General features: G+C 69.6%; 29 protein-coding genes and 1 tRNA gene. 11 read left to right on the top strand and 19 right to left on the bottom strand.

The window, feature by feature from the left end; genetic code table 11:
- Positions 1-69: 69 nt before the first annotated feature.
- Positions 70-1254, bottom strand: a complete 1185-nt coding sequence (locus AB4Y76_RS11300; RefSeq protein WP_441925220.1) for a DUF7802 domain-containing protein — start codon at positions 1252-1254, stop codon at positions 70-72.
- A 376-nt stretch (positions 1255-1630) separates the two neighbouring features.
- Between AB4Y76_RS11300 and AB4Y76_RS11295 the strand changes: the two genes are divergently transcribed.
- Positions 1631-2587 (top strand): hypothetical protein, encoded by a 957-nt coding sequence (locus AB4Y76_RS11295; RefSeq protein WP_441925218.1) that lies wholly within the window; start codon positions 1631-1633, stop codon positions 2585-2587.
- A 72-nt stretch (positions 2588-2659) separates the two neighbouring features.
- Here AB4Y76_RS11295 and AB4Y76_RS11290 read toward each other — a convergent pair whose 3' ends face one another.
- The 13 genes from AB4Y76_RS11290 to AB4Y76_RS11230 all read right to left on the bottom strand — a co-directional run bounded on the left by AB4Y76_RS11290 (position 2660) and on the right by AB4Y76_RS11230 (position 9461).
- Positions 2660-2944, bottom strand: a complete 285-nt coding sequence (locus tag AB4Y76_RS11290) for a hypothetical protein (protein ID WP_441925216.1) — start codon at positions 2942-2944, stop codon at positions 2660-2662.
- A complete protein-coding gene (locus tag AB4Y76_RS11285) occupies positions 2944-3864 on the bottom strand; it encodes a hypothetical protein (protein WP_441925214.1) in 921 nt (306 codons plus the stop codon). Before AB4Y76_RS11285 ends, AB4Y76_RS11290 begins: the two co-directional genes overlap by 1 nt.
- Before the next feature lie 44 nt (positions 3865-3908).
- Positions 3909-4223: a hypothetical protein gene (locus AB4Y76_RS11280; RefSeq protein WP_441925212.1), complete on the bottom strand. Its 315-nt coding sequence runs from the start codon at positions 4221-4223 to the stop codon at positions 3909-3911.
- Between the two features lie 3 nt (positions 4224-4226).
- A complete protein-coding gene (locus tag AB4Y76_RS11275; RefSeq protein WP_441925210.1) occupies positions 4227-4754 on the bottom strand; it encodes a hypothetical protein in 528 nt (175 codons plus the stop codon).
- On the bottom strand, positions 4747-4884 hold the full coding sequence (locus AB4Y76_RS11270) for a hypothetical protein (RefSeq protein WP_441925208.1): 138 nt from the start codon (positions 4882-4884) through the stop codon (positions 4747-4749). Before AB4Y76_RS11270 ends, AB4Y76_RS11275 begins: the two co-directional genes overlap by 8 nt.
- 80 nt (positions 4885-4964) lie before the next feature.
- Complete coding sequence (locus AB4Y76_RS11265; RefSeq protein ID WP_441925206.1) at positions 4965-5231, bottom strand: hypothetical protein; 267 nt, start codon at positions 5229-5231, stop codon at positions 4965-4967.
- A 130-nt stretch (positions 5232-5361) separates the two neighbouring features.
- On the bottom strand, positions 5362-6219 hold the full coding sequence (locus tag AB4Y76_RS11260; RefSeq protein ID WP_441925204.1) for a hypothetical protein: 858 nt from the start codon (positions 6217-6219) through the stop codon (positions 5362-5364).
- A complete protein-coding gene (locus AB4Y76_RS11255; RefSeq protein ID WP_441925202.1) occupies positions 6216-7052 on the bottom strand; it encodes a terminase large subunit domain-containing protein in 837 nt (278 codons plus the stop codon). Before AB4Y76_RS11255 ends, AB4Y76_RS11260 begins: the two co-directional genes overlap by 4 nt.
- A complete protein-coding gene (locus AB4Y76_RS11250) occupies positions 7049-7507 on the bottom strand; it encodes a hypothetical protein (protein WP_441925200.1) in 459 nt (152 codons plus the stop codon). The genes AB4Y76_RS11255 and AB4Y76_RS11250 overlap by 4 nt, the downstream gene beginning before the upstream one ends.
- 55 nt (positions 7508-7562) lie before the next feature.
- The gene (locus tag AB4Y76_RS11245; protein ID WP_441925198.1) at positions 7563-8444 is read right to left on the bottom strand and encodes a hypothetical protein; all 882 of its coding nucleotides are present in this window, start codon (positions 8442-8444) and stop codon (positions 7563-7565) included.
- 11 nt (positions 8445-8455) lie between these two features.
- A complete protein-coding gene (locus AB4Y76_RS11240) occupies positions 8456-8908 on the bottom strand; it encodes a hypothetical protein (RefSeq protein ID WP_441925196.1) in 453 nt (150 codons plus the stop codon).
- Positions 8905-9207: a hypothetical protein gene (locus AB4Y76_RS11235; protein WP_441925194.1), complete on the bottom strand. Its 303-nt coding sequence runs from the start codon at positions 9205-9207 to the stop codon at positions 8905-8907. The genes AB4Y76_RS11240 and AB4Y76_RS11235 overlap by 4 nt, the downstream gene beginning before the upstream one ends.
- Positions 9204-9461: a hypothetical protein gene (locus AB4Y76_RS11230; protein ID WP_441925192.1), complete on the bottom strand. Its 258-nt coding sequence runs from the start codon at positions 9459-9461 to the stop codon at positions 9204-9206. The genes AB4Y76_RS11235 and AB4Y76_RS11230 overlap by 4 nt, the downstream gene beginning before the upstream one ends.
- Positions 9462-9530: 69 nt before the next feature.
- Between AB4Y76_RS11230 and AB4Y76_RS11225 the strand changes: the two genes are divergently transcribed.
- Both AB4Y76_RS11225 and AB4Y76_RS11220 read left to right on the top strand, forming a co-directional pair.
- Positions 9531-10133, top strand: coding sequence for a hypothetical protein (locus AB4Y76_RS11225; RefSeq protein WP_441925190.1), 603 nt, complete (start codon positions 9531-9533; stop codon positions 10131-10133).
- Positions 10067-11383 carry a tyrosine-type recombinase/integrase gene (locus AB4Y76_RS11220; RefSeq protein WP_441925188.1) on the top strand — a complete coding sequence of 439 codons (1317 nt, stop codon included), beginning with the start codon at positions 10067-10069 and terminating at the stop codon, positions 11381-11383. Before AB4Y76_RS11225 ends, AB4Y76_RS11220 begins: the two co-directional genes overlap by 67 nt.
- An 81-nt stretch (positions 11384-11464) precedes the next feature.
- On the opposite strand, the gene AB4Y76_RS11215 is transcribed toward AB4Y76_RS11220, so the two are convergent.
- A tRNA-Leu gene (locus tag AB4Y76_RS11215) sits at positions 11465-11552 on the bottom strand.
- A 113-nt stretch (positions 11553-11665) separates the two neighbouring features.
- On the opposite strand from AB4Y76_RS11215, the gene AB4Y76_RS11210 reads away from it, so the two are divergent.
- A complete protein-coding gene (locus AB4Y76_RS11210; RefSeq protein ID WP_441925186.1) occupies positions 11666-13000 on the top strand; it encodes a M20/M25/M40 family metallo-hydrolase in 1335 nt (444 codons plus the stop codon).
- 18 nt (positions 13001-13018) lie between these two features.
- Here AB4Y76_RS11210 and AB4Y76_RS11205 read toward each other — a convergent pair whose 3' ends face one another.
- Positions 13019-13276 (bottom strand): DUF5703 family protein, encoded by a 258-nt coding sequence (locus AB4Y76_RS11205; protein WP_441925184.1) that lies wholly within the window; start codon positions 13274-13276, stop codon positions 13019-13021.
- Positions 13273-14235 (bottom strand): aldo/keto reductase, encoded by a 963-nt coding sequence (locus AB4Y76_RS11200; RefSeq protein WP_441925182.1) that lies wholly within the window; start codon positions 14233-14235, stop codon positions 13273-13275. Before AB4Y76_RS11200 ends, AB4Y76_RS11205 begins: the two co-directional genes overlap by 4 nt.
- Before the next feature lie 99 nt (positions 14236-14334).
- Here AB4Y76_RS11200 and AB4Y76_RS11195 point away from each other — a divergent pair, with 99 nt between their 5' ends.
- Entirely contained in the window at positions 14335-15156 is an 822-nt protein-coding gene (locus AB4Y76_RS11195; RefSeq protein WP_441925180.1) for an undecaprenyl-diphosphate phosphatase, read from the top strand.
- Positions 15157-15170: 14 nt separating this feature from the next.
- Positions 15171-15911: a VOC family protein gene (locus AB4Y76_RS11190; protein ID WP_441925178.1), complete on the top strand. Its 741-nt coding sequence runs from the start codon at positions 15171-15173 to the stop codon at positions 15909-15911.
- A gap of 40 nt (positions 15912-15951) precedes the next feature.
- Here the strand turns inward: AB4Y76_RS11190 and corA are convergent, their stop codons facing one another.
- Complete coding sequence (corA, locus tag AB4Y76_RS11185) at positions 15952-16932, bottom strand: magnesium/cobalt transporter CorA (RefSeq protein WP_441925176.1); 981 nt, start codon at positions 16930-16932, stop codon at positions 15952-15954.
- 49 nt (positions 16933-16981) lie between these two features.
- On the opposite strand from corA, the gene AB4Y76_RS11180 reads away from it, so the two are divergent.
- The 4 genes from AB4Y76_RS11180 to mshC are packed head-to-tail and all read left to right on the top strand — an operon-like array spanning position 16982 to position 20393.
- Positions 16982-17689, top strand: coding sequence for a histidine phosphatase family protein (locus tag AB4Y76_RS11180; protein WP_441925174.1), 708 nt, complete (start codon positions 16982-16984; stop codon positions 17687-17689).
- A gap of 10 nt (positions 17690-17699) precedes the next feature.
- Entirely contained in the window at positions 17700-18287 is a 588-nt protein-coding gene (locus AB4Y76_RS11175) for a DUF3090 family protein (protein ID WP_441925172.1), read from the top strand.
- 49 nt (positions 18288-18336) lie between these two features.
- The gene (locus AB4Y76_RS11170; RefSeq protein WP_441925170.1) at positions 18337-19125 is read left to right on the top strand and encodes an SCO1664 family protein; all 789 of its coding nucleotides are present in this window, start codon (positions 18337-18339) and stop codon (positions 19123-19125) included.
- Between the two features lie 23 nt (positions 19126-19148).
- Positions 19149-20393, top strand: coding sequence for a cysteine--1-D-myo-inosityl 2-amino-2-deoxy-alpha-D-glucopyranoside ligase (mshC, locus tag AB4Y76_RS11165; RefSeq protein WP_441925168.1), 1245 nt, complete (start codon positions 19149-19151; stop codon positions 20391-20393).
- Between the two features lie 5 nt (positions 20394-20398).
- Here mshC and AB4Y76_RS11160 read toward each other — a convergent pair whose 3' ends face one another.
- Positions 20399-21253, bottom strand: coding sequence for a PAC2 family protein (locus tag AB4Y76_RS11160; RefSeq protein ID WP_441925166.1), 855 nt, complete (start codon positions 21251-21253; stop codon positions 20399-20401).
- A gap of 163 nt (positions 21254-21416) precedes the next feature.
- Between AB4Y76_RS11160 and metH the strand changes: the two genes are divergently transcribed.
- Positions 21417-25139 carry a methionine synthase gene (metH, locus tag AB4Y76_RS11155; RefSeq protein ID WP_441925164.1) on the top strand — a complete coding sequence of 1241 codons (3723 nt, stop codon included), beginning with the start codon at positions 21417-21419 and terminating at the stop codon, positions 25137-25139.
- The last annotated feature ends 3 nt before the right edge of the window (positions 25140-25142 follow it).

The following is a 25142-nucleotide window of genomic DNA, read 5'->3' as shown; positions in this document are numbered from 1 at the left end:
ACGCCGCTCTTCCGCCAGCTGCGATCCCCGTCGTCCCGATCTCAGTGAACCGTTCGGCGCAGGGGCACGCTACGGCCGAAGGTCCCGCGCTGGCGCCGAAGGTCCTCTGTCAGGTCCTGCCGGGCGCGACGACGGGGTGGTGTCCTCGGTCGCCGGCGACGCGGTGAGGGTGCGGGAACCGACCAGGACCAGCGTGGCGGCGACGAAGCAGGCCAGCACGTAGGGCAGGTTCCCGGTCATGGTCCCGTCGTCCGTCCGTCCGTCGACGGCGTCGAGGAACGCGGGGAGCGAGCCGACCCAGAGGACGCCGAGCACGACCAGGTAGGCGAGCGGGAACCAGCTGAACGGCGTCCGCGGCTCGTGCGCGCCCGACGAGGGCCGGCCGGCGCGCCACTCCCGCCAGAGCAGCGCCGTACCGGCGACCCAGAGCGCGACGATCTCGACGGTGAGCACGACCGCCTTGGCGCTGACGTTGGCGTGCTCGCGCCCGAACACCGCGGTGGTCGCGGCGAAGACCGGCATCGCGACGGCGGAACCGAGGCCGACCACCACCACGCGCCAGACCAGCGACCGGCCGCGCGGCGCAGCGCCCCGGCCGGTGGGCGCCCCGACCAGCCGGTGGAGCAGGAACGTCATCACGCCGAACGTCACCGAGGCGAAGATCCAGATGCTGTTCATCGGGACGGACGCGAACAACGGGTGGTTGTCGGGGTTGTCGAGGTTCCAGGCCCACCAGCGCAGCTGCGGCCCGAGCTGGTCGAAGATCTCGTAGAAGACCTGGTAGACGAAGGCCACGCAGACACCGCCGGCCAGAGCGCCGCGGCGCACGAAGACGCCGAACCTCCGGACCAGCTCGTAGGCCAGCTGGGACATCGCCGGGTAGAACGCGACGATGTAGAGCGGCAGCCGGTCGTACATGAACTGCACCGTGAAGACGTTGTGGGCGAAGTTGAAGCCGACGTAGTCCTTGATGCCGAACCACTCCGGGAAGTAGAGCAGCGGCTCGACGAGGAACAGGTACACCAGCGACCCGAACCAGAGCGCGAGGTTGGTCGGGTCGCCGTCGCGGTGGCGGCGGATCGCGTGCAGCAGGGCCAGCACGGCGCCGACGACGATGAGCAGCTCGAGGACCGGCTGCGTCCAGCTCGCGAGGTCGAACGGGTCGCGGATCGTGACCACGGCGTGCGCGCCGTGGCAGTCGAAGCCGAGGGCGTCGGTGATCCGTTCGGCTGCGCGGTCGCAGTTGGCGCTCATCGGTGTCCCTGTCTGCGGCGAGGAAGGGCCGGTTCGGCCCGGCGCGGGATTCAACCACGCGGGCACGGCAGCGGGCTCGGTTTTCCCTCGGAAGTCGAACCTGGCCGAACCTCGGCGACGAGCACGGGAGCGACCGAAGCGAAAGGCCCCTGCTCTGCATTCCTGCAGTTCAGGGGCCTTTTCGTGGTGTCCGAGGGGGGACTTGAACGCCCACGTTGACCGTTGTAACGACGGCCAGGGTGGGCGTTTCAGGTTCCCCACGGTCAGCTTTACGCGGGGACCGGGTCATTGGCGGTCACCACGGACACCAGAGTATCTGGCGGTGTGATCACGCTTGTGATCACGGCTGTGATCACGGGTCTGCCAGGCTGGGCGGGTGACTGACGAGCCCGAGCCGTTCGACTACATCGCCCGGATGAACGAGTTCTACTACTCGCAGCCTCCGATGGATGTCCTCCAGGATCGCCTCATCCTGCTCGCGCTCCGGGCGACCAAGGCCGAACAACTTGGGGAACTCACGACCGATCTGGAGTGGGGCGAACTCCGGCTCCAGCAGCGACGACCAGGCGACAGTCCGCGTGATCTTGCTGAAGAGGAACGGGCCAAGACCGCGTACATCATGACCGAGTCGCAGAACCTGTTCCATCACGCCGGGGAGACCCTGGTCCGCCTGTTCCTAGCCCACCGCCACGGTTATCAGTGCCCGTGGCTGGAGGCAGCGTCGTTCCAGAGACCCGGCGCGTTCCGCGACGAGCTGGACGCACTGGCTCGACCGGTGTGGACCCAGGACCAGATCGACGACGTGGCGTTCGTGTTCTTCGGCGGCAGCCGCCCGGACCCGGATGAGAAGTGGCTCGAAGCGCGGGACCAGGCCGTCCGGTTCCTGCGCATGGTTGCCCAGCGGCTCCATGCCGACAAGAACCTCTACAACGCCACCAAGCACGGGCTGACCGCCATCGGGACCGAGGTCTCGATGACGCTTGCCGCTGAGGGCAGCGAGCCGATACTGGGGGCTGACGGGACTTCGGTGATCTTCATCGAACGGGGCGCATACGGTACGAAGGACGCCGACAAGTGGTTCGAGACGACCCAGTGGATCAACCCTCACCAGGTCGTGTTCTTCACCCAGCTCGTGATCGATCAGATCGCGGCGCTCTGGCAGGTCGCGAGGATGCACCACCTCGGGGCGGATCCGGGGACGGTGGTCATCGCGAACGATCAGGCGATGGACAAGGTCGTGTCCGGGTTCCCTCGGAAGGGACCGATGACCTCGATGCGCAAGCTCATCGCTGTTGAGAACAGACCGGAGAAGAACGGCGGCAAGGGTTCGTGACGCCCATACGGTACGTAACCCGTCCGGTCCCGTCGCCGCGCTAGGTGTCGGGACCGGACGGTGATCGTGGGTTCAGCGGTCAGCGTCGGTGAGCACACCGAACCGTGGGCCTAGCCGTCCCGCGTGCAGCGCCCGCTCGAACCGGTCGAGTTCCAGCCGCCGGGCAGCTCGTTCCCGGACACCTCCCGGTTCGTAGCCGTGGGCCACGACGTGCAGCAGCCCGAGCAGGTCACCCGCAGCCGCCTCCCACCTCGGCACGTCCAGGACGGCTTCGGCTTCCTCGCAACGGCGAGCAGCCTCCAGCACCCTCACGATCAGCCGGGCGGCACCGAGCTGCTGGGTGATGATCGCGGACATCAGCGGCCCAGCACCTTGTATCGGCGTTCCTCGCGCTCCAGGTGGAACGCCCACTTCTGCTTGGACGCCTCCAGCGCCACAGGGTCGTCGGCCAGGTCGGCCCACTCCTGATCGCGCTTCCGGAACGCCTCCAGGCGCTCGGCTTCCTTCCTCCGGACCTTCGCCCGCTCCTCGGCCCGCTGAGCCCTCCAGGCGGCGTTCTGCTCTGCCAGCCGACGGGCGGTGTTGCTGGCCACCGTCACGGCTTTCGGTGCATCATCGGACCGGCAAGCCACCTCGTGCGGTTCCCACGGGACCGGGCGGAGACCGGGGATCGAGACCTGAGCTGCCTGCCCATCAGTGCGGGCGTACTGGCGCGGAGAGTCGATCACTGTCCGGGCGTGCTTCCGAGCTCGCGCTACGTCGATGTGCCGCCACGGCCACGGCGTCGAAAGGTGCCCGCGCTGCTGGTCCTCGGTCAGCTCGAACCAGAACGGGGTCACCGGGATCAGCTCGGCCTCCTCGACGTTCTCCAGCAGCGACACGACACCGGCGGCGGCACGGAACGCGAGGACGCGGAGGTACGCGGTCCCGCGCTCGCTGATCGCGGAGGAACACCAGGCGCAGACGGTTCGGGTGTCCCCGTTGACCTTGGCGGTGGTCCAGCCGGGGATCTCGCTCGTGGAGAGCGCGGACCGTGGCTCTCGTCCGAACCTCGGGACCGCGCACCCACAGCACCAGCAAGGGCCACCCTCGCGGGCGGCGTGGAACGTGGAGAGCAGCTCGTCCAGCACAGCCAGCCGCCGGTACGCGGGTACGTCGGCCAGGTCCGGTGCAACCCACCCGAGAACCTCGGCGCGGTCCAGAGCGTCGAGCAAGGTCGGCTCGGTGGCGAGCAGCGCCCGAGCCTCATGGGTCGTCTCGGTGACGGTCTCGGTCACTGTGGTCTCCTCGATGATCGTGGTGGCTGACTTGGTTCGGCGGCTCATCGGCGGGCCATCCCGAGGGCGACCTTCGCAGCGGCCTCGACCCTGGTGATCGACTCCGGCGCGAGCGGGTCGGACTCGGTGACCGCGAGAGCCCGCGCCAGGCTCTGAGTCGCCTGAGTCTCCGACGGCGTTGCTTCCCCGACGAGCGTGGCCTCGGTAAACACCGCGACGAACGCAGCACAGGACTGGCGCAGGTCCAAGGCGTCACGGCGAACAAGGTCGGACCTGTGGCCCGCCATCTTCGTGGTCAGCTGCTCACGTTGCTTCTGACGGGCATTGAAGAGCTCCAGGTGGGAACGGTCTCGGGTCATCGGTCAGTCCTCTCTCGTTGGGGTGGTGGCGCGGCGCATCCGGGCGACTAGCTCGACGCGCTTCGGGTTGTCCCGGTAGATCTCGACGGTCCGGGTCGTCGTCGTGGTCGTCGTGGTCGTCGTCTCGACCAGCGGCTGACGTGGACGACCGTTCCTGTTCAACGGGGTCTCACGGGTCCACGCAGGCTCATAGTCGATCGGCATCGACAACTGCCAGATCGGAGTTGCAGCCTCCGACACCGGGCGAAGAGGGCCAGACAGCAGCACCAGAAACCCGTGGAGGCGCAGCTTCTGAAGCATCTTGTGAGTCAGCGCCGGAGACAGATCCATGTGCTTCGCGACGGTCTCGGGGCGCATCGGGAACTCGTACCCTCGACCGGCACGAACCCGTCGTTTCGATGTGACCCACATGGCGAACTTCACGTGCCGGGGCACGGCATGACGTTGGAACGAATCGACCCATTCGTCTATCGACTCAGGGAGTCGGGAAACGGCCCGGACACGGAGACCGTGCTCGTCGTACTCAGGCATCGCGGAACCCGTCCAGGAAGTCGCGGAGGTGGATCTCCAGCTCTCCGAGCGCGACAGTCCGCGAGACACCTCCGCGCTGGTAGTGGGCGAGCATCGCCGCGAGCCCGTCAGCGACAGGCTCGAACAGCACGTGGCAGTCGTTGTCGCACAACGGGTTCTCTGCGCTCGGCGGGGGCGTTAGGTCCGGCGGAGGAATGCTCCAGTCAGCGGTCATTCGCCCCAGCCCTTCATGTCCTCGATCAGCTCGCGGGCGGCGGCGAGGCCAGCAGCGCGAACCAGGTGCTCCGCGACGTGCTGGAGGACTTCGGGCTGCTCGGCTCGGCAGCATCCGTCCAGGACATTCTGGATCGCGCTGGCGAGGGCGAGATCGGTGCCATCGACCAACTCCGCGCTATCAGCGCCGGTGATCAGAGCCGGGTACTCGAACGTGGTCTGGTCCCGCAGGATCGCGGCGTGCTCGGGGGTGATCGTGCTCATGTGGATTCCTTGCTTGAGGGTGGGTTGATCGGACGTGTTGTGATCGCCGTTGTGATCACGGGGGCTTGAAACAGCCGGATCGGACCCGATTTACGCGGGGATCCAGCCCGCTGAGGGGGGACATGAGATTTCACCTCAGGTCTTCCCGGCCCCATCCGGGCTTCCGGTGACCTTGGTAGTGAGTGGCTGGCTTGGACTCCCGCTGAGCGTCGAGACGCTTGAGTTGCTCAGGGCTCATGCGACCGGCCACCGACGCCGACGCCGACGAGCTGCTGGCCGGGGCACCGATGGGAAGGTCCGGTGTGCTCCGGGACGGACCGGTGCCGCCACCGATGTGGGTTCGGAGCAGGTGGAGCGAGGTCTCGACGTACCCGCCTTGCCGGATCTCCTGGGCCAGCCAGTACGCCAGGTGGCACGACATCAGCACGTCGTCGTTCGCGCCAGCCTTGTGATCGACACGAGTCCGCCCGGACGGCATCCGCTTGTTCACCAGGGCGGTCAGCTCCTCCTGGAACACCGCAGCGCCGTTGCCGGTGGCTTCGCGAAGGCCGAGAGCCTGAGTCCTCATCGCCGTGATGCTGCGCTCGGTGAGCAGGTCACGCCCGACAGACCAGAAGTCGCGCTGACGTCGGTCCTCATCGGGCCGTGAACGGTCGCCCGCGACGATGGCCACGGCACGGAACCCAGGCCTGCGCTTCAGAGCGCCGTCGCGGTGCTCGGCCCGGAGACGCTTCTGGATCGCCTCGGCAGGGCCGAGACCAAGGCCACCACGGTCAACCGCGACGGCGATGCGATCACCGGATGGGATCTGCTTGTCCAGGGCAGCGACAAGGTCGCAGACCGTTCTGGTGATGTGGTCGGACTCGACCCCGCGCACCCAGGTCGCCTTGATCACCTCGGCGTGGTCGGCGGAGTCCTTACGGATCACGGAGACGGCGTATCGATCGCGGCGTGAGGCAGGGTCAACGCCGATGGTCCAGATGGTCATTCGTAGCTCGCAATCAGGTCGGAGAGGTCGGGCAGGACAACCTGGGTCGGGAGATCCGCAGGTTGGTCATCGGGCAGCTCGGATTCACCGGGCAGCTGGTCAGGGTCGAAGGTGAGGCCGAGCATTTCCGCGATCTCGCGGCTGGTGAACACGGCGTCGTTGCCCTCGCGCCACTCGCACTCGAACTCCTGGGCGTACCCGGACTCACCGAGCGATCGGCGCATCCCGGCGAGCGCCTCGGGGGAGTACCTCGGGCAGTCGGAGGCCTTCACAACGACCCGATCCCATTCGCCTTCGGTGTCGTGCCAGGCCTCGAACATCAGGCCCGTCGGACCTCCCGGCGAAGACGCGAGGACCGCGTCGCCGTTCGTGACGGCCAGCATCGGCAGGACGGTCTGGAACGCAGCGTCACTGATCCAGGCCGACTCGTCAGCGAGCAGCAGGTCGATCGAGTCGCCTCGGATCAGGTCGGGCTGTTGACCTGGCCATGCGAACAGCTCGGACCCGTTCGACAACGTCAGCGTCTCGACAGCGGAGTTGGTCGCCTCGATGTGCGGGACGTGCGCGACAGCTCGGCGGATCCGGCGCAGCAACCGGCACGACTGCCGCAACGACGGCGACAGGACTCCGATGGTGGAGCCCTCGAAGAACGCGGCCCGGTGCAGGCCACGGGCCACCAGGACCGAGGTGCCGCCGACCTGCCTGGCCTTCAACAGCGCGAGACGCTTCGAGGTCGAGCGCAGGAAGTCGATCTGCCACGGATCAGGTTCGAGACCCATCCGGCGCATCAGCAGAGGCCGGTCCAAGGCGACGGCCAGGTCTGAGGACTTCATCCGACTAGCTCCAGGTCGCCAGAGTCGAGGGCGGCAGCGACAGCGGCACGGGCCTCCGGGAACGCCTCCAGCGCCAGCAGCAGTGCGGCGAGGGTCCGGTGCCACACCTCCGGGTCGTGCGACGGGCCAGCATCGACACCAGCACGCATCAACGACGCGATCCCGACAGTCCTGGCGGCATCGATCGCGTAGCCGGGTTCGCGGGCAGCTCGGAGGTTCTCATCGATGACTTCCAGCGCCAGGCTCGCGACACCAGTGACCTTGTCCCGAAGCCGGTCCAGGATCACCTCACGCTCGGCGGCGATCTGAGCCTTCACTCTGGGGTCGCGCATCAGCTGGGCCGCGTAGTCCGTCGAGCTGTAGCCGACGAGCAGAGCAGCCGATCCGATCGGGTGGCCGGACGCGACAGCGCCGCAGAACAGCAGCGCCTTGGGCGACAGCGGGCGGTTCGTCATGGTTGGACTCCTGCGGGTGAGGTTTCTTGGCGGAATACCGGCGAATGTCGTTGGRTCATCCAGTGCCTGCCAGGTGGTCGGCGTTGGCTTGGTCGAGGACGGCGTCGAGCGCGGCGACCAGTGGGGACGGGACCGTCGGCTCTGGGGGAGCTGGTGGGGCGTCGGTCCGGAGGCAGGTGTGGCCGAGTCGGTCGGCGTCGGTGTAGGTCTGCTCGGGCAGTACGGGCCGCAGCACCGTGATGGACGGCCAGACCAAGGTCGGCGGGCTGTTGTCCTCGCGTGCGCGGTCTGTAGTTGAGGCAGAGACCCCATCACCTTCGTTCTGGCCATCGCCTTGATCTGTAGTCGCACCAGCGGTGAGGTCGAAGGACTCGGCGGGCGGCGTGAGGATGTTCTTGTCTTTGGTTGTCCACACCGGCGGGTCCGTGTGGACAACTTCCTGGTCGCAATCCGCCTGGTCGTGGGGGTAACTTTCGACCGGGATTTGTGCGCGAATCGAGCCGGAATCCGCCTCGCCGTGGGGGTAACTTTCGATGCTCGAAAAGTTGGTTTCGTGTGGATCGGGGTCGAACTCGTCTCCGTGTGGACAACTTTTCTGGGTCAAATCGGAAGCGCACGAGCCGGTCCGGCAGGTCGTGTTGGGCCACGCGAGGTGGAACTCCCGAGCTGACTTCTCGCCGTTCTCTGACCACTTCGCGGCCTTGTCCTCGTGCAGCCATCCACGTGTGACGAGCCAGCGGAGAACGCGCCGGGCCATCTCGGGCGAGATCCCGCAGTCGGCGGCGACACGGAGGTAACCGCGCCGGATGTTCGACCCATCGGGATCCCCGCACATCGCCCACACTCCGAGCGAGCAGCCGATGGCGGCGAGGTTCTTGACGTTCTCCGGCCCGGCGTCGGTCGCAGCGTCGGCCAAGACTGCCGGGTGCCAGCTCATCGCCCTGGTCCTCATCGGGCATCACCGGCCAGGCGACGAGAGACCTCGGCGCGGATCTCGGTCTCGTTCGGTGACGCCGGACGCGGGTCGCAGTGCCCGCCAGCGGCGCACGTCGCACAGTCGGCCTGGTGCTGGAGGATCCGGTCGCAGAAGTGCTCGATGTCTCCGAGCTGGTCCCACGGCGACGGCTCCCGGCGCGGCACGTACGGCACCGACGGATCGAGGGGCTGGTCGTACAGGTCAGCCAGTCGTAGCCCGAGAGCGGCCAGCACGTCCTCGGCTCGGCATCCGGCGAAGCAGTGCAGCCCGGCTCGATCGTCCTTCCGATCGACCATGAGCGAGAGCTGGGTGCGCTGCCCGAGTTCCTGGTGTCCGGGACACTGGGCGCGGATCTTGCCGCCGGAGCCCCATGTCCGAGCGCCAGCTTGGTCGAGCGCGACGAGCACCCGGTCGAACGCGGTCATGCCGCACCAGATCCGGTGACGGGGGACTCAGGGTCACCCGCCGGACGGCTGCTGATCACGCCTAGCCGGGCGGGTTCTGAGCCCTGTTCGGGGTCCGTGATCACACCCGTGATCACAACCTCGGGGATCTCGGCACCCAGCAGAGCTTCGAACGCGGCGACCTTCACCACGACCCTGCCACCGATCCGCAGGACAACGTCCGCCAAGTCGCCACCAGGCTCGGCCTGCCGCCGGAACGACCGCTCGCTGATCCCGAGGATCCGGGCACTGACCGGGACCGGCATGGTGAGCGGCTTCATGCTGGGGCCTCGATCCCGAGCATGGCGAACAGGTCAGCGACAACGCAGTAATAGCGACCGCCCACCTTGATCACCGGGAGATCGCCAGCAGCGGCAGCCCTGTACGCGGGGCCCTTCATCAGCGGGGGATCGAACAGACCAGCCGCGTTCGGCAATGCGTCGTGCCAGACCCGAGTGGTCTGCTGACCGGCCAGGTCGGCGGGGGTCGTGATCGCTGGCCGCTCGGTTCGCTTAGCAGGTGTCTGTGTCTCCATGACGACAATCGTCGTTGTTATTCACCGCACCACAAGGTAATCTCCGGTGAATAACAACGAGGGAGGGTCATGGCGAAACTCAAGATCGGATACGACGCACTCACCATGCCGGTCTCGATCAGGAACGAAGCTGGGGAGATCGTCGGCGGACTGCCGCCGGTTCTCTGGGCCGAGTTCCGGATCGACAACGTCGTGGTGACGGCGACCGCCGAGTATCGCGGGCCTGACACCGAGCCTTTGCTGATCGACCTTCACGCCGACGACGGGATCCCTCCCGAGATCGACATCGCGCCGCTCGCTCGCGATGTCGTTGCGAGGTGCACCGCGTTCGTGAAGGTGTATCGAGGGGGCCGCTACGGCGATCCCGTCAACGCTGAGGACCGAGCCCGTCTGGTCGGCGCTGTGGTCCTGCCTCGGCTCAAGCGGCTCCGGGCAACCGATGACGAGCTGGTCGCGGTCTGGAACGCGTCGCTCGCCGCCGGGACAACACAGGACGACGCGGCACGCCGCCTCGGGATGGCTGTGTCCACGTTCAGAGCACGGCTCGATGACATCCGCGCTGAGCGCGGCCCGGAGGAAGTTCCGCATGGCCGTCGCGGCAGGCGATGGCCGACCACCACAGAGACCACCGGCACGCCACAGGGGCAGTCCGGGGAACGGAGAAAGAGATGACCGACCAAGGCACATCGCCACCAGCTCGATCAGCGCCCAAGGCCAAGCAACGGCGGAAGCCGGGCGACGGGTCCGTGCGCTCGTACGAGACGAGCCAGGGCACCCTGTGGATGTTCGTCGCGAGCTACCGCGACGTGAACGACAACCGAGTCCAGAAGGTCAAGCGCGGGTTCCCGAACGCGAAGGCCGCGAACAAGGCCCGGCAGGAGTTCACGGTCAAGGCCGGTGAGGGCGGCATCATCGAGCCCTCGAAGATGGTCCTCGGCGCGTGGCTTGATCAGTGGCTCGATGGCATCCAGCGCGAGCCCTCGACCCTGGCGTCCTACCGGAAGAACGTCCGGCTCCACATCAAGCCTCACCTGGGGCAGATGCGGCTGACGGCGATCAAGCCCTCGACGTTGGCGGCATGGTTCCGGATCCTCGAAGCTGAGGGCAGCCCCGGAGGCAACGGGCCTCTGTCGGCCAGGACGACGCGCTACTGCGGCACGATCCTCGGCTCGGCGCTGGAAGCTGCGGTGGAGGACGGGAAGATCCCGACCAACCCGGCCAGGTCGAAGGCAGCGAACCCGCCGTCGGCCAGGGCAGCGAAGGCACCGGAGATGAACGCCTGGACCGCCGACGAGCTGACCCGGTTCCTGGACTGGTCGCGAGCTGAACAGGATCCGCTGCTGCTGGCGTGGTCGCTGCTGGCCCGTACCGGCATGCGACGGGGTGAGGCTCTGGGCCTGCGCTGGGGCGACATCGACCTCGAACGTGGGCAGATCGCGATCCGGCGCTCCGTGGGTGTGGTCAAGACGTTCGGTGAGGGCGAGCAGATCGTGACCCGGCTCCCGAAGACAGGGCACTCACGGGTCGTTCCGATCGGTGCGTCCCTGGTCGCGGACCTGCGGCGGCACAAGTCGGCCCTGGCCACGACGTTCGATCTGTCGGCCACGGTGGCCGATGCGCCGATCCTGCGGGATCCCACGATGAACGGGCCACACCATCCGGAGCGGTTCTCTCGGGAGTGGCTCCGGAGGATGCGGAAGCTGCCCACCGGGTTGAAGCCGATCCGGCTCCACGACCTCCGGCACACCTTCGGATCCATCCTGCTGGCCGACGGCGAGCCGGTGAAGGTCGTCAGTGAACTCCTGGGGCACTCGACCCCGATGATCACGCTCACGGTGTACCAGCACGTCAACGCATCAATGGGACGAGCGGCGGCGGACCGTTTCGACACCCTGATCGAAGGCTCCGCCGATTCCTTGTGATCACTGTGTGATCACGGACCCCGGTTCTTTCGAAAACGAAAGAACCCCAGGCCGCTGACCTGGGGTTTTCCGAAGAACTCGTGGTGTCCGAGGGGGGACTTGAACCCCCACGTCCGTTGAAGGACACTAGCACCTCAAGCTAGCGCGTCTGCCATTCCGCCACTCGGACGAGCGGGCGTAACCATAGCAAAGCACCGGCCGGGTTTCGAATCGGGGGGCCGCCCCTGCGGGCAGGTCGCTCGTCGGCGGGTTTCCTCCGCCTGCCTGGGGCAGGATGTGGGCATGAGCGCGAGCGCGGGAGGACCGGCGTACGACCCGGCAGGTGAGGTCGTCGAGATCTGCAGCGACCTGATCGCGATCGACACCAGCAACTACGGCGACCAGCCCGGACCGGGGGAGCGCAAGGCGGCCGAGCACGTCGCCGCGCTGCTCGACGAGGTCGGCATCCGGGTCGAGGCGTTCGAGTCCGAGCAGGGTCGGACCTCGCTGATCGGCCGCTGGGGCGGGAGTACCGGCGACCCGGTCCTGCTGCACGGGCACCTGGACGTCGTGCCCGCCGCGGCCGAGGACTGGCAGGTGCCGCCGTTCGCCGGTGAGGTCGCCGACGGCCCAGGAACCAGTGGGCCCTGCGTGTGGGGGCGCGGCGCGGTCGATATGAAGGACTTCGACGCGATGCTGCTCTCCGTGGTCCGGGCGCGGGCGAAGGCCGGCGCGGTCCCGGACCGGCCGCTGGTGCTCTGCTTCACCGCCGACGAGGAGGCCGGGGGCGCCAAGGGAGCCGGGTTCCTCGCCCGCGAGCACCGCGACCTGCTCGACGACTGCACGGTCGCCGTCGGCGAGGTCGGCGGCTTCAGCACGACGGTCCGCGGTCGCCGGCTGTACCTGATCCAGGCAGCCGAGAAGGGGATGGCCTGGACCCGCCTCACCGCCCGCGGCTCGGCCGGCCACGGCTCGATGCGGCACCCCGACAACGCCGTCACCCGGCTGGCCGRCGCGGTCGCCCGGATCGGCCAGCACACCTGGCCGGTCCAGCTCACCCCGACGATGGAGGTGCTCCTCGCCGCGGTCGCCGAGCTCGCCGGGACCGAGGCGACCCCGGAGAACGCCGAGGCGCTGGTCGAGGAGTTCGGACCCGCGGCCCGGATGCTCGGCGCGGTCATCCGCAACACCACGAACCCGACCATGCTCGAGGCCGGCTACAAGGTGAACGTCGTCCCAGGCGACGCCACCGCGCGGATCGACGGGCGCTTCCTTCCCGGCTACGGGGACGAGTTCTGGGACACCCTGGCGGCACTGGCGGGCCCGGACATCGAGATCACCCGGGAGGTGAGCATGAGGGCCACCGAGACGACCTTCGACGGCGACGTCGCGCGGGCGATGACGGCGTCCCTGCTCGCCGAGGACCCCGACGCGGTGGTGGCGCCGTACCTGATGAGCGGGGGCACCGACGCGAAGTACTGGACCGACCTGGGGATGAAGAGCTTCGGGTTCGCCCCGCTGCGGCTGCCCGAGGACCTCGACTTCACGGCGCTCTTCCACGGCGTCGACGAGCGGGTGCCGGTGGACTCCCTGCAGTTCGGGGCGCGGGTCTTCGACCGGTTCCTCGGGAACCTCTGAGCAGAGCTCGGGCGGTCTCTAGCTCGCGTACCAGAACAGCGGCTGCGGCTGCCGGATGATCTTGCGGCGCAGCACCACGCGGCGTACGCCGTCAGTGCCGATGCGGACGCGGTCGAGCTCCCAGCCGCCGTTCTCGGCACGCTCCACGAGCAGCTGCGTGACGAAGCTGCGGGAGTGGTCCCGGGCGATCACCATCTGGTCGAACTCGTACTCGACACCGGGTCGTAGCGCCCGTCGTGGCCTGGTCTCCAGCTTCCGCTGCTTCGCCGACGTCACACCGCCTCGCTCTCCGCTCCGGATACGTCGTCCAGCGCCTGGACGATCTCTGCAGGAAGCTCGCACTCCTCGACCACCAGCGAGGCCTTGAGCTGCTCGGCGGTCCGCGCACCGATGATCGGTGCGGTCACCCCGGGCCGGTCGCGCACCCAGGCCAGTGCCACTTCCAAGGGTGACATGCCCAGACCCTCGCCGGCGCGCGCGACGGCCTCCACGATCCGCTGCGAGCGGGCGTTGAGGTGCTTGCCGACGAAGGTGGAGAAGTGCGGCGAGGCCGCCCGCGAGTCCGCGGGCGTGCCCATCCGGTACTTGCCGGTGAGGACGCCGCGGCCGAGCGGCGACCACGGCAGCACGCCCAGGCCCAGCGCCTGCGCGGCCGGGAGCACCTCGGCCTCGACCCCACGGGCGAGCAGCGAGTACTCGACCTGGTTGGAGGAGATCACGGCGCGGCCCGGGACGGCCCGCTGCCAGGTGGCGGCCTGCGCGCTCTGCCAGCCGGTGTAGTTCGAGATCCCCACGTACGACGCCCGCCCGCTGCTCACGGCGTAGTCGAGGGCGGTCAGCGTCTCCTCCAGCGGGGCGTCGTCGACCCAGGTGTGCACCTGCCACAGGTCGACGTGGTCCACGCCGAGCCGCTTGAGCGACGCGTCCAGCTCGGCGACGAGGAATCCGCGGGAGGCGTTCGTGACCCGCTCGCGACGACGGCTGCCGATCCCGGCCTTGGTCGCCAGGACGATGTCGTCGCGGGGGACCACGTCCCCGAGCAGCGACCCGATCACGCGCTCGGAGTCGCCGTACCCGTAGCCGGCGGCGGTGTCGATCAGGGTGCCGCCCGCGGAGACGAACGAGGTCAGCTGGTCGCGGGCCTCGTGCTCGTCGGTGTCGCGGCCCCAGGTCATCGTGCCCAGGCCCAGCCGGGAGACCTTCAGGCCGCTGTTTCCGAGGTACCGCTGCTGCATGGCGGCAAGGGTAGTCAGCGGGACCCGGCGATCGGAGTCGGCTCGCCGCACGGACGCTGACAGGAATCGTTCAGGTCGACCCGCGTAGGCTGCTCGCCCGTGACCTACCTGGACGCCATCATCCTGGGCATCGTCGAAGGCCTGACCGAGTTCCTGCCGATCTCGAGCACGGGACACCTCACGATCGCTGAGAAGCTCCTCGGCCTGCAGATCGACGACCCGGCCGTGACCGCGTTCACCGCGGTGATCCAGATGGGCGCCATCGCGGCGGTGCTGCTCTACTTCTTCCGCGACATCTGGCGGATCGCGGTCGCCTGGTTGACCGGCCTGGTCAAGCCCGAGGTCCGCGGCACCTTCGACCACCGGATGGGCTGGTACATCATCGTCGGCTCGGTGCCGATCGGCATCGTCGGGTTCGCGCTGAAGGACTTCATCACCGGCCCGCTGCGTTCGCTGTGGGTGGTCGGCATCGCCCTGATCCTGTGGAGCTTCGTGATGCTGTACGCCGAGCGCAAGGGCACCCGGGAGCGCCCCGAGCAGCAGCTGACCATGCGCGACGCCGTCGTGATGGGCCTGTGGCAGTGCATCGCGCTGATCCCGGGCGTCTCGCGCTCGGGCGCCACCATCTCGGCCGGCCTGCTCCGCGGCCTCGACCGCGTCGCCGCGACCCGGATGGCCTTCTTCCTCGGCATCCCGTCGCTCACCGCGGCCGGGCTCTACGAGCTCAAGGACGTGCACGGCGTCGGCGTCGGGCCTACGCTCGTGGGCACCGCCGTGAGCTTCGTGGTCGCGTACGCCTCCATCGCCTGGCTGCTCAAGTTCGTCGCCCACCACAGCATCGGCAAGTTCGTGCCGTACCGGATCGGCCTGGGCCTGGTCGTGCTGGCCCTGCTGGCCTCCGGGGTGATGACCGCGACCTGAGGGAGGACCTCCGCATGACCGTCCCGGGACCCGCTCGCCTCGTCGCGCTGACGGTCGACGCGGAAGACCCCGCGCGGTTGGCGGCCTTCTGGGCCGGGCTGCTCGACGGCACGGTCGTCGACGATCCCTCCGGGCTCCCGGCGGTCCTTCCCGCCGGCGAGCCCGGCTTCCGGATGCGGTTCGCGGCAGCCGCCGGGCCGAAGTCCGGCCCGAACCAGTACCACTTCGACCTGACCAGCACCTCGCCGGCGGACCAGCGGCAGCGCGTCGAGCGTGCGCTGGACCTGGGCGGACGGCACCACGACGTCGGTCAGGGGCCCGACGCCCTGCACGTCGTGCTTGCCGATCCGGAGGGCAACGAGCTCTGCGTCATCGAACCAGGCAACCGGTTCCTCGAGGGCTGCGGCCTGATCGGTGCCCTCTCCGGCGACGGCTCGCCCGCGGTCGGCCGGTTCTGGAGCCGGGCGCTGGGCTGGCCGCTGGTCTGGGACCAGGACGAGGAGACGGCCGTCCAGGCGCCCACCGGCGGCCCGAAGATCACCTGGGGCGGGCCGCCGTACCGCGCGCGGACCGGCAAGGAGCGCTGGCACCTTGACCTGGTCCCGGCCGACGGCGCAGACCTGGTCGCCACGGTGGACGCTCTCCTCGCCCTCGGCGCACGCCGCGCCGACATCGGCCAAGGGGACGTCGGATGGGTCGTGCTCGCCGACCCGGACGGGCACGAGTTCTGCGTCCACCCAGCCCCCGCTGGTTGAGGTGCGGGCCGTCAAGGCCCGCCTCGAAACCGAGATCCGCCTACAGCCAGCCGGACCGCCGCGCCACGATCCAGATCGCCAGCGAGCTGCCGGCCATCAGCGCGAGCGAGAGCGGGTAGCCGATCACCCAGCCGAGCTCGGGCATGTGCACGAAGTTCATCCCGTAGATGCCGGCCACCAGCGTCGGAGCGGCGACCAGGCCGACCGCCGCTGAGATCTTCCGCATGTCGTCGTTCTGCTGGATGCTGATCTGCGCCAGGTGGGCCTGGAAGGCGTCCGCGAGCAGCGAGTCGAGTCCGTCGAGGATCTCGGCGACGCGCGCGAGGTGGTCGGCCACGTCGCGGAAGTACGGCGCCGCCTCGGAGTCGATTCCGCGGACCGCCCCGGCGGCGAACCGGTTGACGGGGTCGCGCAGCGGCTGGACCGCGCGGCGCATCTCGGCGAGCTCGCGCTTGAGGACGTAGATCCGCTCGGAGTCGTTGGTCCGCTCGGTGTTGAAGACCGACGCCTCGACCTCGTCCACGTCCTCGACCAGCGACTCGGCGACGTCCTGGTACCGGTCGACCACCTGGTCGCAGACCGCGTAGACGACCGCGGACGGGCCGTGGGCGAGGACCTTCTGCATGCCCTCGAGCTCCATCCGGGCGTCGTGCAGGCTGCCGCCGGCCCCGTGCCGGACGGTGACCACGAAGTCGTCGCCGACGAAGATGTTGATCTCGCCGGTCTCGACGGCGTCCTCCTCGTCGACGTACCAGAGCGTCTTGAGGCTGAGGAACAGCGAGTCGGCGTACCGCTCCAGCTTGGGCCGCTGGTGCGCCATCAGCGCGTCCTCGACGGCGAGCGGGTGCAGGTCGTAGAGCTCCGCGACGGTGTGCATCTCGGTCGGGGTCGGCTCGTGCAGGCCCACCCAGACGAAGTCCGCGGCGTCGGAAGCGCGCGCACGCACCCCCGCGAGGTCGGTGACGTTGGTGCCGCAGTCGACCCGGAGCCCGTTGCGGTACAGCGCGTTGTCGACGATCACCCGTCCAGGTTAGGAGGATGCGGGGCCGGATCGTCGCTAGGCTCTGCGCGTGGCGACGGTGATCCTTGCGCGGCACGGCCGCACCCAGGCGAACGCGACCGGTGTCCTGGCGGGCAGACTGCCGGGGATCCGGCTCGACGAGGTCGGCCTGGAGCAGGCGCAGCGCGCCGCCGCCCGGCTCGACGGGCTCCCGATCGCGGCGGCCGTGACCAGCCCGCTGGAGCGTTGCAAGGAGACCGCGGCGACGCTGCTCCGCGGCACCGGGGTCCGGGCGCGGGTCGAGCGCGGCCTGACCGAGTGCGACTACGGCGACTGGTCCGGCAAGCCGATGAAGACGCTGGTCAAGGAGGACCTCTGGAAGGTCGTCCAGGCGCACCCGGCCGGGGTGCGGTTCCCGAACGGCGAGTCGATGGCGGAGATGTCGGCGCGCTCGGTGCGCGCGGTCCGCGACTGGGACGCCCGGGTCACCGCCGAGCACGGCGACGGCGCCGTCTGGCTGGCGGTCGCCCACGGCGACGTGATCAAGTCCGTCCTGGCCGACGCCCTCGGCATGCACCTGGACGCGTTCCAGCGGATCGTGGTCGATCCGGCCAGCCTGTCGGTGGTCCGGTACACCCCGCGGCGCTCCTACGTGCTCGCGATGAACACCGTCGACGGATCGCTGGCGCACCTCGCCGCGCAGGCCGAGAAGCCCGAGGAGAAGCTCGGTGGCGGAGCCGGACCGGCCCCGCGCCGGGCGCGTGGGCGCAGGCCGTAGGCTCGGGCTCATGCCGCTCGTCCACCGATTCGACCCACCGGACCGGTTCATCGCCGGGACCGTGGGCGAGCCAGGCCAGCGCACCTTCTTCCTCCAGGCCCGCTCCGGCGCCAGGGTCACCAGCGTCGCGCTGGAGAAGCAGCAGGTCGCCATCCTCGGCGAACGGATCGACGAGCTGCTGGACGAGCTGATCGGCGTCGGCGGCAACGCCACGGTGATCCCGGCGATGACCCCGGTCGACCAGGTCGACACCGGGCCGCTGGACCAGCCGATCGTCGAGGAGTTCCGGGCCGGCACGATCACGCTCTCCTGGGACGCCGACGACGAGCGGGTGGTGATCGAGGTCTTCCCGGTCGTCGAGGTCGTCGAGCCGATCGAGGCCGAGGAGGACGAGCTCGTCGAGCTCGACATCGCGGAGCCCGAGCCCGAGGAGCTGTTCGTGGTCCGGCTCACTCCGGTGCTGGCCCGCGTGTTCGCGACCCGCGCCGCCTCGGTCGTCCAGGCCGGCCGCCCCTCCTGCCAGTTCTGCGGCGGTCCCGTGGACGCGTCCGGCCACCTCTGCCCCCGCGCCAACGGCTACCGGCGCACCCAGGGATGAGCCCAGGGATGAGCCCAGGGATGAGCCCGGCGGTGAGCGGGTCGGCGTCGTGACGACCGGGTCCGCCACCGACCTGCTGGCCGGTGCGCCGCTCACCGTCCTGGGCCGGATCATGCCGGCGTCCAACCACACCTACCTGGCCCGGCTGGGCGACGACCCGGACGGCCCGCAGGCCGTCTACAAGCCGACATCGGGGGAGCGGCCGCTCTGGGACTTCGCGGACGGCACGCTGGCGGCCCGGGAGTACGCCGCCTGGGTCGTGTCCGACGCGCTCGGGTGGTCGGTCGTGCCGCCGACCGTGCTCCGAGACGGGCCCGCCGGCCCCGGGATGGTCCAGCTCTGGTGCGAGCCCGACCCCGAGCAGGACGCCGTCGACCTGCTCCCCGAGGGCCCGGTCCCGGACGGGATGCTGCACGTCCTGGACGCCTACGACAACCACGACCGCCTGATCATGCTGCTCCACGAGGACTCCGCACCGCTGCGTCGGATGGCCCTGTTCGACGTCGTGGTCAACAACACCGACCGCAAGGGCGGTCACGTGCTCGCGATGGCCGACGGGCACCGGTACGGCGTCGACCACGGGGTCTGCTTCCACGTCGACGACAAGCTCCGCACCGTGCTCTGGGGCTTCCACGGGCGCCGCTTCACCGCCGAGGAACGGACCGCGCTGGAGGGTCTCCTCGTGGGTCTGGACGGCCCGACCGGCGACACCCTCGGCGACCTGCTGGACCGGTACGAGATCGCCGCGACCCGGCGGCGTACCGAGCGGCTGCTGTCCGCGGGCCGGTTCCCGGAGCCCGGCCCGGGCTGGCCGTCCCTCCCGTGGCCCGCATTCTGACCCGGGTTGGTTAAGGTTCCTGCATGCGAGCCTGGCCTGCCCCCGACGTGCCCGTCCTGCCCGTGCGCGGGCCGGAGGTCAGGGTCCACGACTCCGCGACCGGTGGGCTGGTCGAGCTGGTTCCGGCAGACGGAACCGCCCGGATGTACGTCTGCGGGATCACGCCGTACGACGCCACCCACCTGGGCCACGCCTCGACGTACCTCGCCTTCGACCTGCTCAACCGGGCCTGGCGCAGCGCCGGCCACCGGGTCCGCTACGTCCAGAACGTGACCGACGTGGACGACCCGCTGCTGGAGCGCGCCGTCGCCACCGGTGAGGACTGGGTCGCGCTGGCCGAGCGCGAGACCGAGCTGTTCCGCACCGACATGACCGCGCTGCGGGTGCTCCCGCCGGACGAGTACGTCGGCGCCGTGGAGTCGATCCCGCTGGTCGTCGCGATGATCGAGCGGCTCCGGGACACCGGCGCCGTCTACCCGGTGCCGAACGAGACCGGCGGCGAGGACCTCTACTTCTCCGTGACCGCCGACCCGACCTTCGGCGCCGTCTCCGGCTGGGAGCGCGACCAGATGCTGCGGATCTTCGCCGAACGCGGCGGGGACCCGGACCGTCCCGGCAAGAAGGACCCGCTGGACTGCCTGCTGTGGCAGGGCGAGCGTCCCGACGACCCGGCCTGGGACTCCAGCCTGGGCCGCGGCCGCCCGGGTTGGCACATCGAGTGCTCGGCGATCGCGCGCGAGCACCTCGGAGCCGACTTCGAGGTGCAGGGCGGCGGCAGCGACCTGGTCTTCCCGCACCACGAGATGAGCGCCGCCGAGGCCCAGGTCGCGGACCCGGAGCACCGGTTCGCGCGGGCGTACGTGCACGCGGGCATGGTCGCGCTGGACGGCGAGAAGATGTCGAAGTCCAAGGGCAACCTCGAGCTGGTCTCGCGGCTGCGCCAGGAGAACGCCGAGCCGGACGCGATCCGGCTCGCCCTCCTCGGCCACCACTACCGCTCCGACTGGGAGTGGACCGCTGCCGACCTGGAGCGTGCGGAGGCGCTTCTTCCCCGGCTGCGGACGGCCGTGAAGGCCCCCGCCGGTGCGCCGAGCGGGCCGGTCGTCGCGGAGGTCCTGGCCGCCCTCGCGGCGGACCTGGACGCGCCGCGCGCCCTCCGCGCGATCCACGCCTGGGCGGAGGCGACCCTGGACGGCGTCGGCGCCGAGGCCGGGGCCGGGACGCAGATCGCGCTGGTGGCGGACGCGGCCCTCGGGCTCCGGCTCTAGGGGCTCTAGGAGTCCTCGGGGTTCTCCCGGCGGCGCAGGAACCGCTCGAACTCGCGGGCGATCGCCTCACCGCTCGCCTCCGGGAGGTCGGCGGTGTCCTTCGACTCCTCCAGGCTGCGGACGTACTCGGCGACGTCCTCGTCCTCCTCGGCGAGCTCGGCGACACCGCGCTCCCAGGCCCGGGTCTCCTCGGGCAGGTCGCCCAGCGGGACCGAGATCTCCAGGACGTCCTCGACCTGGGTCAGCAGCGCCAGCGTCCCCTTCGGGCACGGCGGCTGCGGCAGGTAGTGCGGGATCGCCGCCCAGAAGGAGACGGCCGGCAGGTCGAGCCGGGCGCAGGCGTCCTGGAGGACGCCGATGATCCCCGTCGGCCCCTCGTACGTCGACGGCTCGAGCTTGAGCCGGTCGTCCAGGTCGAGCTCGGTGGCGGTGCCGGTGACCGGGATCGGTCGGGTGTGCGGGGTCTCGGCGAGCAGGGCGCCCAGCGTCACGACCAGCTCGACGCCCAGCGCGTCGCCGGCGGCGAGCAGCTCGGCGCAGAACTGGCGCCAGCGCATGTTCGGCTCGATGCCGCGCATCAGGACGACGTCGCGGTGCGAGCCGGGCGGGCGGGCGACGTACAGGTGGGTGCTGGGCCAGGTGATCCGCCGCATCCCGTCGTCGGTGGTGCCGACGGTCGGCCGGTTCACCTGGAAGTCGTAGAAGTCCTCGGGGTCCAGGGTGCCGACGAGCTCGGCGTCCCAGGTGTCGACCAGGTGGTCGAGGACCCCGGTCGCGGCACCGGCCGCGTCGTTCCAGCCCTCGAAGGCGCAGAGCATCACCGGGCTCACCAGCGGTCGGACGTCCGCGATCTCGATCACACCCTCAGCCTAGTGCGGCACCGGCTGTCCGTTCTGGAGAAATCTCCGCGTCGGGGGACCTGCCACCCCGTAGACTTGCGCGGTCGAGAGGCGTTGCAACGGGTCCGGAGATCCGCCACGCTCGACGGATCCAAGGACGCCTTCCGCTGAGGAAGGAACGTACGTGAACGCTTGGGAGCCCCGCCTTCGCCCGGACTGCACCGAGGAGCTCACCGCAGCCCTCGAGCAGCGGATCCTGGTCATCGACGGGGCGATGGGCACGGCGATCCAGCGCGACCGCCCCGACGAGGCCGGCTACCGCGGCGAGCGCTTCGCCGACTGGCCCAGCGACGTCATCGGCAACAACGACCTGCTGACACTGACCCAGCCGCACATCATCGCGGGGATCCACCGCGAGTACCTCGAGGCCGGCGCCGACATCCTCGAGACCAACACGTTCAACGCCAACGCGGTCTCGCTGGCCGACTACGGCATGGAGGAGCTCTCCTACGAGCTCAACTACGAGGGCGCCCGGCTGGCCCGCGAGCTCTGCGACGAGATGAGCACCCCCGAGAAGCCCCGGTACGTCGCCGGCGCGCTCGGCCCGACGACACGGACGGCGTCGATCTCGCCGGACGTCAACGACCCGGGAGCCCGCAACGTGTCCTACGACCAGCTCGTGGCGGCGTACCTGGAGGCCGCGAACGGTCTGGTCGACGGCGGCTCGGACATCATCTTCATCGAGACGATCTTCGACACCCTCAACGCGAAGGCCGCCGTCTTCGCGGTCGAGACCCTCTTCGAGGAGCGCGGCCGGCGCTGGCCCGTCGTCATCTCCGGCACGATCACCGACGCGTCCGGCCGCACCTTGTCCGGCCAGGTCACCGAGGCGTTCTGGAACTCCGTGCGGCACGCGAAGCCGATCGCCGTCGGCCTCAACTGCGCGCTCGGCGCCCCGGAGATGCGGCCGTACCTGGCCGAGATCTCCCGGATCGCCGACACCTACGTCTCCGCGTACCCGAACGCCGGCCTGCCGAACGCCTTCGGCGAGTACGACGAGTCCCCGGAGCGCCAGGCCGGCTACATCGCCGAGTTCGCCGAGGCGGGCCTGGTCAACCTGGTCGGCGGCTGCTGCGGCACCACGCCGGCGCACATCGCCGAGATCGCCAAGGCGGTCGAGGGCAAGCAGCAGCGCGCGCTGTCGACGGTCGGGGTGGCGACCCGGCTCTCCGGGCTGGAGCCGCTCAACATCACCGCGGACTCGCTGTTCGTCAACGTCGGCGAGCGCACCAACATCACCGGCTCGGCGCGGTTCCGCAACCTGATCAAGGCCGAGGACTACGACACCGCGCTCTCGGTCGCCGCCCAGCAGGTCGAGGTCGGTGCCCAGGTCATCGACATCAACATGGACGAGGGCATGATCGACGGCGTCGCCGCGATGGACCGGTTCACCAAGCTGGTCGCCGCCGAGCCGGACATCAGCCGGGTGCCGATCATGGTGGACTCCTCGAAGTGGGAGGTCATCGAGGCCGGCCTGAAGAACATCCAGGGCAAGCCGATCGTGAACTCGATCTCGCTGAAGGAGGGCGAGGAGAAGTTCGTCCGCGAGGCCCGCCTCTGCCGCAAGTACGGCGCCGCCGTGGTCGTGATGGCGTTCGACGAGGACGGTCAGGCCGACAACCTGGAGCGGCGCAAGGAGATCTGCGGCCGCGCMTACCGGATCCTCACCGAGGAGGTCGGGTTCCCGGCCGAGGACATCATCTTCGACCCGAACTGCTTCGCCCTGGCCACCGGCATCGAGGAGCACGCGACCTACGGCATCGACTTCATCGAGGCGTGCCGCTGGATCAAGGAGAACCTGCCCGGGGTGCACATCTCGGGCGGCATCTCCAACGTGTCCTTCTCCTTCCGCGGCAACAACCCGGTGCGCGAGGCGATCCACGCGGTGTTCCTGTTCCACGCCATCAAGGCCGGCCTGGACATGGGCATCGTCAACGCCGGTGCGCTGGTGGTCTACGACGAGATCGACCCCGAGCTGCGCGAGCGGATCGAGGACGTCGTGCTGAACCGCCGCCCGGACGCGGCCGAGCGGCTGCTGGAGGTCGCCGAGAAGTTCAACGTCGACGCCGAGGCCGACGAGACCAAGGTCGACGAGTGGCGCACGCTGCCGGTCCGCGAGCGGATCACGCACGCGCTGGTCAAGGGCCTCGACGCCTTCGTCGAGGACGACACCGAGGAGCTGCGCGCCGAGATCTCCGCCGCCGGCGGGCGCCCGATCGAGGTGATCGAGGGCCCGCTGATGGACGGCATGAACGTGGTCGGCGACCTGTTCGGCGCCGGCAAGATGTTCCTCCCGCAGGTCGTGAAGTCGGCCCGCGTGATGAAGAAGGCCGTCGCGTACCTGCTGCCCTACATCGAGGCCGAGAAGCAGCCCGGTGACGCGGCGCGCACCAACGGCACGATCGTGATGGCGACGGTGAAGGGCGACGTCCACGACATCGGCAAGAACATCGTCGGCGTCGTGCTCCAGTGCAACAACTACGAGGTCATCGACCTCGGCGTGATGGTCCCGGCGCAGACGATCCTGGACAAGGCGAAGGAGGTCGACGCCGACATCATCGGCCTGTCCGGCCTGATCACCCCGTCGCTCGACGAGATGGTCAACTTCGCGGCCGAGATGGAGCGCCAGGGTCTGGAGATCCCGCTGCTCATCGGTGGCGCGACGACCTCGCGGGCGCACACCGCGGTCAAGGTGTCGCCGCGTCGTACCGGCCCGGTGGTCTGGGTCAAGGACGCGTCCCGGTCCGTGCCGGTGGCCGCGGCGCTGCTCTCCGACGCCCAGCGCCCGGCGCTGCTGGCCTCGACCGAGGAGGACTACGCGGCGCTGCGGGAGCGGCACGCCCAGAAGCACGAGCGGCCGATGCTCACCCTGACCGCCGCCCGGGCCAACCGGACGCCGATCACCTGGGAGGGCTACGTCCCGCCGGTGCCCCGGCGCGGCGGCACCACCGTGTTCGGCGACTACGACCTCGCCGAGCTGCGCGAGTACATCGACTGGCAGCCGTTCTTCAACGCCTGGGAAATGAAGGGCAAGTTCCCCGACATCCTCAACAACCCCGCCTCCGGCGAGGCCGCGCGCAAGCTGTACGACGACGCGCAGGACATGCTCGACCGGCTGATCAAGGAGAAGTGGCTGACCGCCAACGGCGTGATCGGCTTCTTCCCGGCCAGTGCCGTCGGTGACGACGTCGAGATCTACGCGGACGAGAGTCGGACCGAGGTCGTGCACGTGCTGCGCAACCTGCGCCAGCAGGGCGAGCACCGCGAGGGCGTCCCCAACCGGTCGCTGGGTGACTTCGTCGCGCCGAAGGAGACCGGGCTGGCCGACTACGTCGGTGCCTTCGCGGTCACCGCCGGCCTCGGCAGCCAGACGAAGATCGCCGAGTTCAAGGCCGCCCTCGACGACTACAGCGCCATCCTGCTGGAGTCGCTGGCCGACCGGCTCGCCGAGGCGTTCGCCGAGCGGATGCACGAGCGGGTGCGCAAGGAGTTCTGGGGCTACGCGGCCGACGAGGAGCTCGACAACGAAGCCCTGATCGGCGAGCGCTACGTCGGCATCCGGCCCGCGCCCGGCTACCCGGCCTGCCCGGACCACACCGAGAAGCAGACCCTGTGGCAGCTCCTCGACGTGCCGGAGAACGCCGGGATCGAGCTCACCGAGTCGATGGCGATGTGGCCCGGCGCGGCCGTCAGCGGCTGGTACTTCTCGCACCCGCAGTCGCAGTACTTCGTCGTCGGCCGGCTGGCTCAGGACCAGGTCGCCGAGTACGCCTCCCGCAAGGGTTGGACGATGCAGGAGGCCGAGCGCTGGCTGGCGCCGAACCTGGGCTACAACCCGGAGGACTGACGT

Source organism: Marmoricola sp. RAF53, from assembly GCF_052114005.1.
In the GTDB taxonomy this organism is placed as follows: Bacteria; Actinomycetota; Actinomycetes; order Propionibacteriales; family Nocardioidaceae; genus Marmoricola.
The sequence above is the reverse complement of the archived record's forward strand: the minus strand, read 5'-3'. Positions and strand labels throughout refer to the sequence as shown.

Coding starts and splice junctions, on each gene's coding strand:
- AB4Y76_RS11255 (WP_441925202.1), bottom strand. CDS start 7,052: ATGAAGTCCTCAGACCTGGCCGTCGCCTTGGACCGGCCTCTGCTGATG.
- AB4Y76_RS11260 (WP_441925204.1), bottom strand. CDS start 6,219: ATGACCATCTGGACCATCGGCGTTGACCCTGCCTCACGCCGCGATCGA.
- AB4Y76_RS11290 (WP_441925216.1), bottom strand. CDS start 2,944: ATGTCCGCGATCATCACCCAGCAGCTCGGTGCCGCCCGGCTGATCGTG.
- AB4Y76_RS11245 (WP_441925198.1), bottom strand. CDS start 8,444: ATGAGCTGGCACCCGGCAGTCTTGGCCGACGCTGCGACCGACGCCGGG.
- AB4Y76_RS11240 (WP_441925196.1), bottom strand. CDS start 8,908: ATGACCGCGTTCGACCGGGTGCTCGTCGCGCTCGACCAAGCTGGCGCT.
- AB4Y76_RS11190 (WP_441925178.1), top strand. CDS start 15,171: ATGACCGTCCCGGGACCCGCTCGCCTCGTCGCGCTGACGGTCGACGCG.
- AB4Y76_RS11235 (WP_441925194.1), bottom strand. CDS start 9,207: ATGAAGCCGCTCACCATGCCGGTCCCGGTCAGTGCCCGGATCCTCGGG.
- AB4Y76_RS11225 (WP_441925190.1), top strand. CDS start 9,531: ATGGCGAAACTCAAGATCGGATACGACGCACTCACCATGCCGGTCTCG.
- AB4Y76_RS11250 (WP_441925200.1), bottom strand. CDS start 7,507: ATGACGAACCGCCCGCTGTCGCCCAAGGCGCTGCTGTTCTGCGGCGCT.
- AB4Y76_RS11220 (WP_441925188.1), top strand. CDS start 10,067: ATGGCCGACCACCACAGAGACCACCGGCACGCCACAGGGGCAGTCCGG.
- AB4Y76_RS11200 (WP_441925182.1), bottom strand. CDS start 14,235: ATGCAGCAGCGGTACCTCGGAAACAGCGGCCTGAAGGTCTCCCGGCTG.
- AB4Y76_RS11275 (WP_441925210.1), bottom strand. CDS start 4,754: ATGCCTGAGTACGACGAGCACGGTCTCCGTGTCCGGGCCGTTTCCCGA.
- mshC (WP_441925168.1), top strand. CDS start 19,149: ATGCGAGCCTGGCCTGCCCCCGACGTGCCCGTCCTGCCCGTGCGCGGG.
- AB4Y76_RS11280 (WP_441925212.1), bottom strand. CDS start 4,223: ATGACCCGAGACCGTTCCCACCTGGAGCTCTTCAATGCCCGTCAGAAG.
- AB4Y76_RS11175 (WP_441925172.1), top strand. CDS start 17,700: ATGCCGCTCGTCCACCGATTCGACCCACCGGACCGGTTCATCGCCGGG.
- AB4Y76_RS11230 (WP_441925192.1), bottom strand. CDS start 9,461: ATGGAGACACAGACACCTGCTAAGCGAACCGAGCGGCCAGCGATCACG.
- AB4Y76_RS11300 (WP_441925220.1), bottom strand. CDS start 1,254: ATGAGCGCCAACTGCGACCGCGCAGCCGAACGGATCACCGACGCCCTC.
- AB4Y76_RS11265 (WP_441925206.1), bottom strand. CDS start 5,231: ATGAGCACGATCACCCCCGAGCACGCCGCGATCCTGCGGGACCAGACC.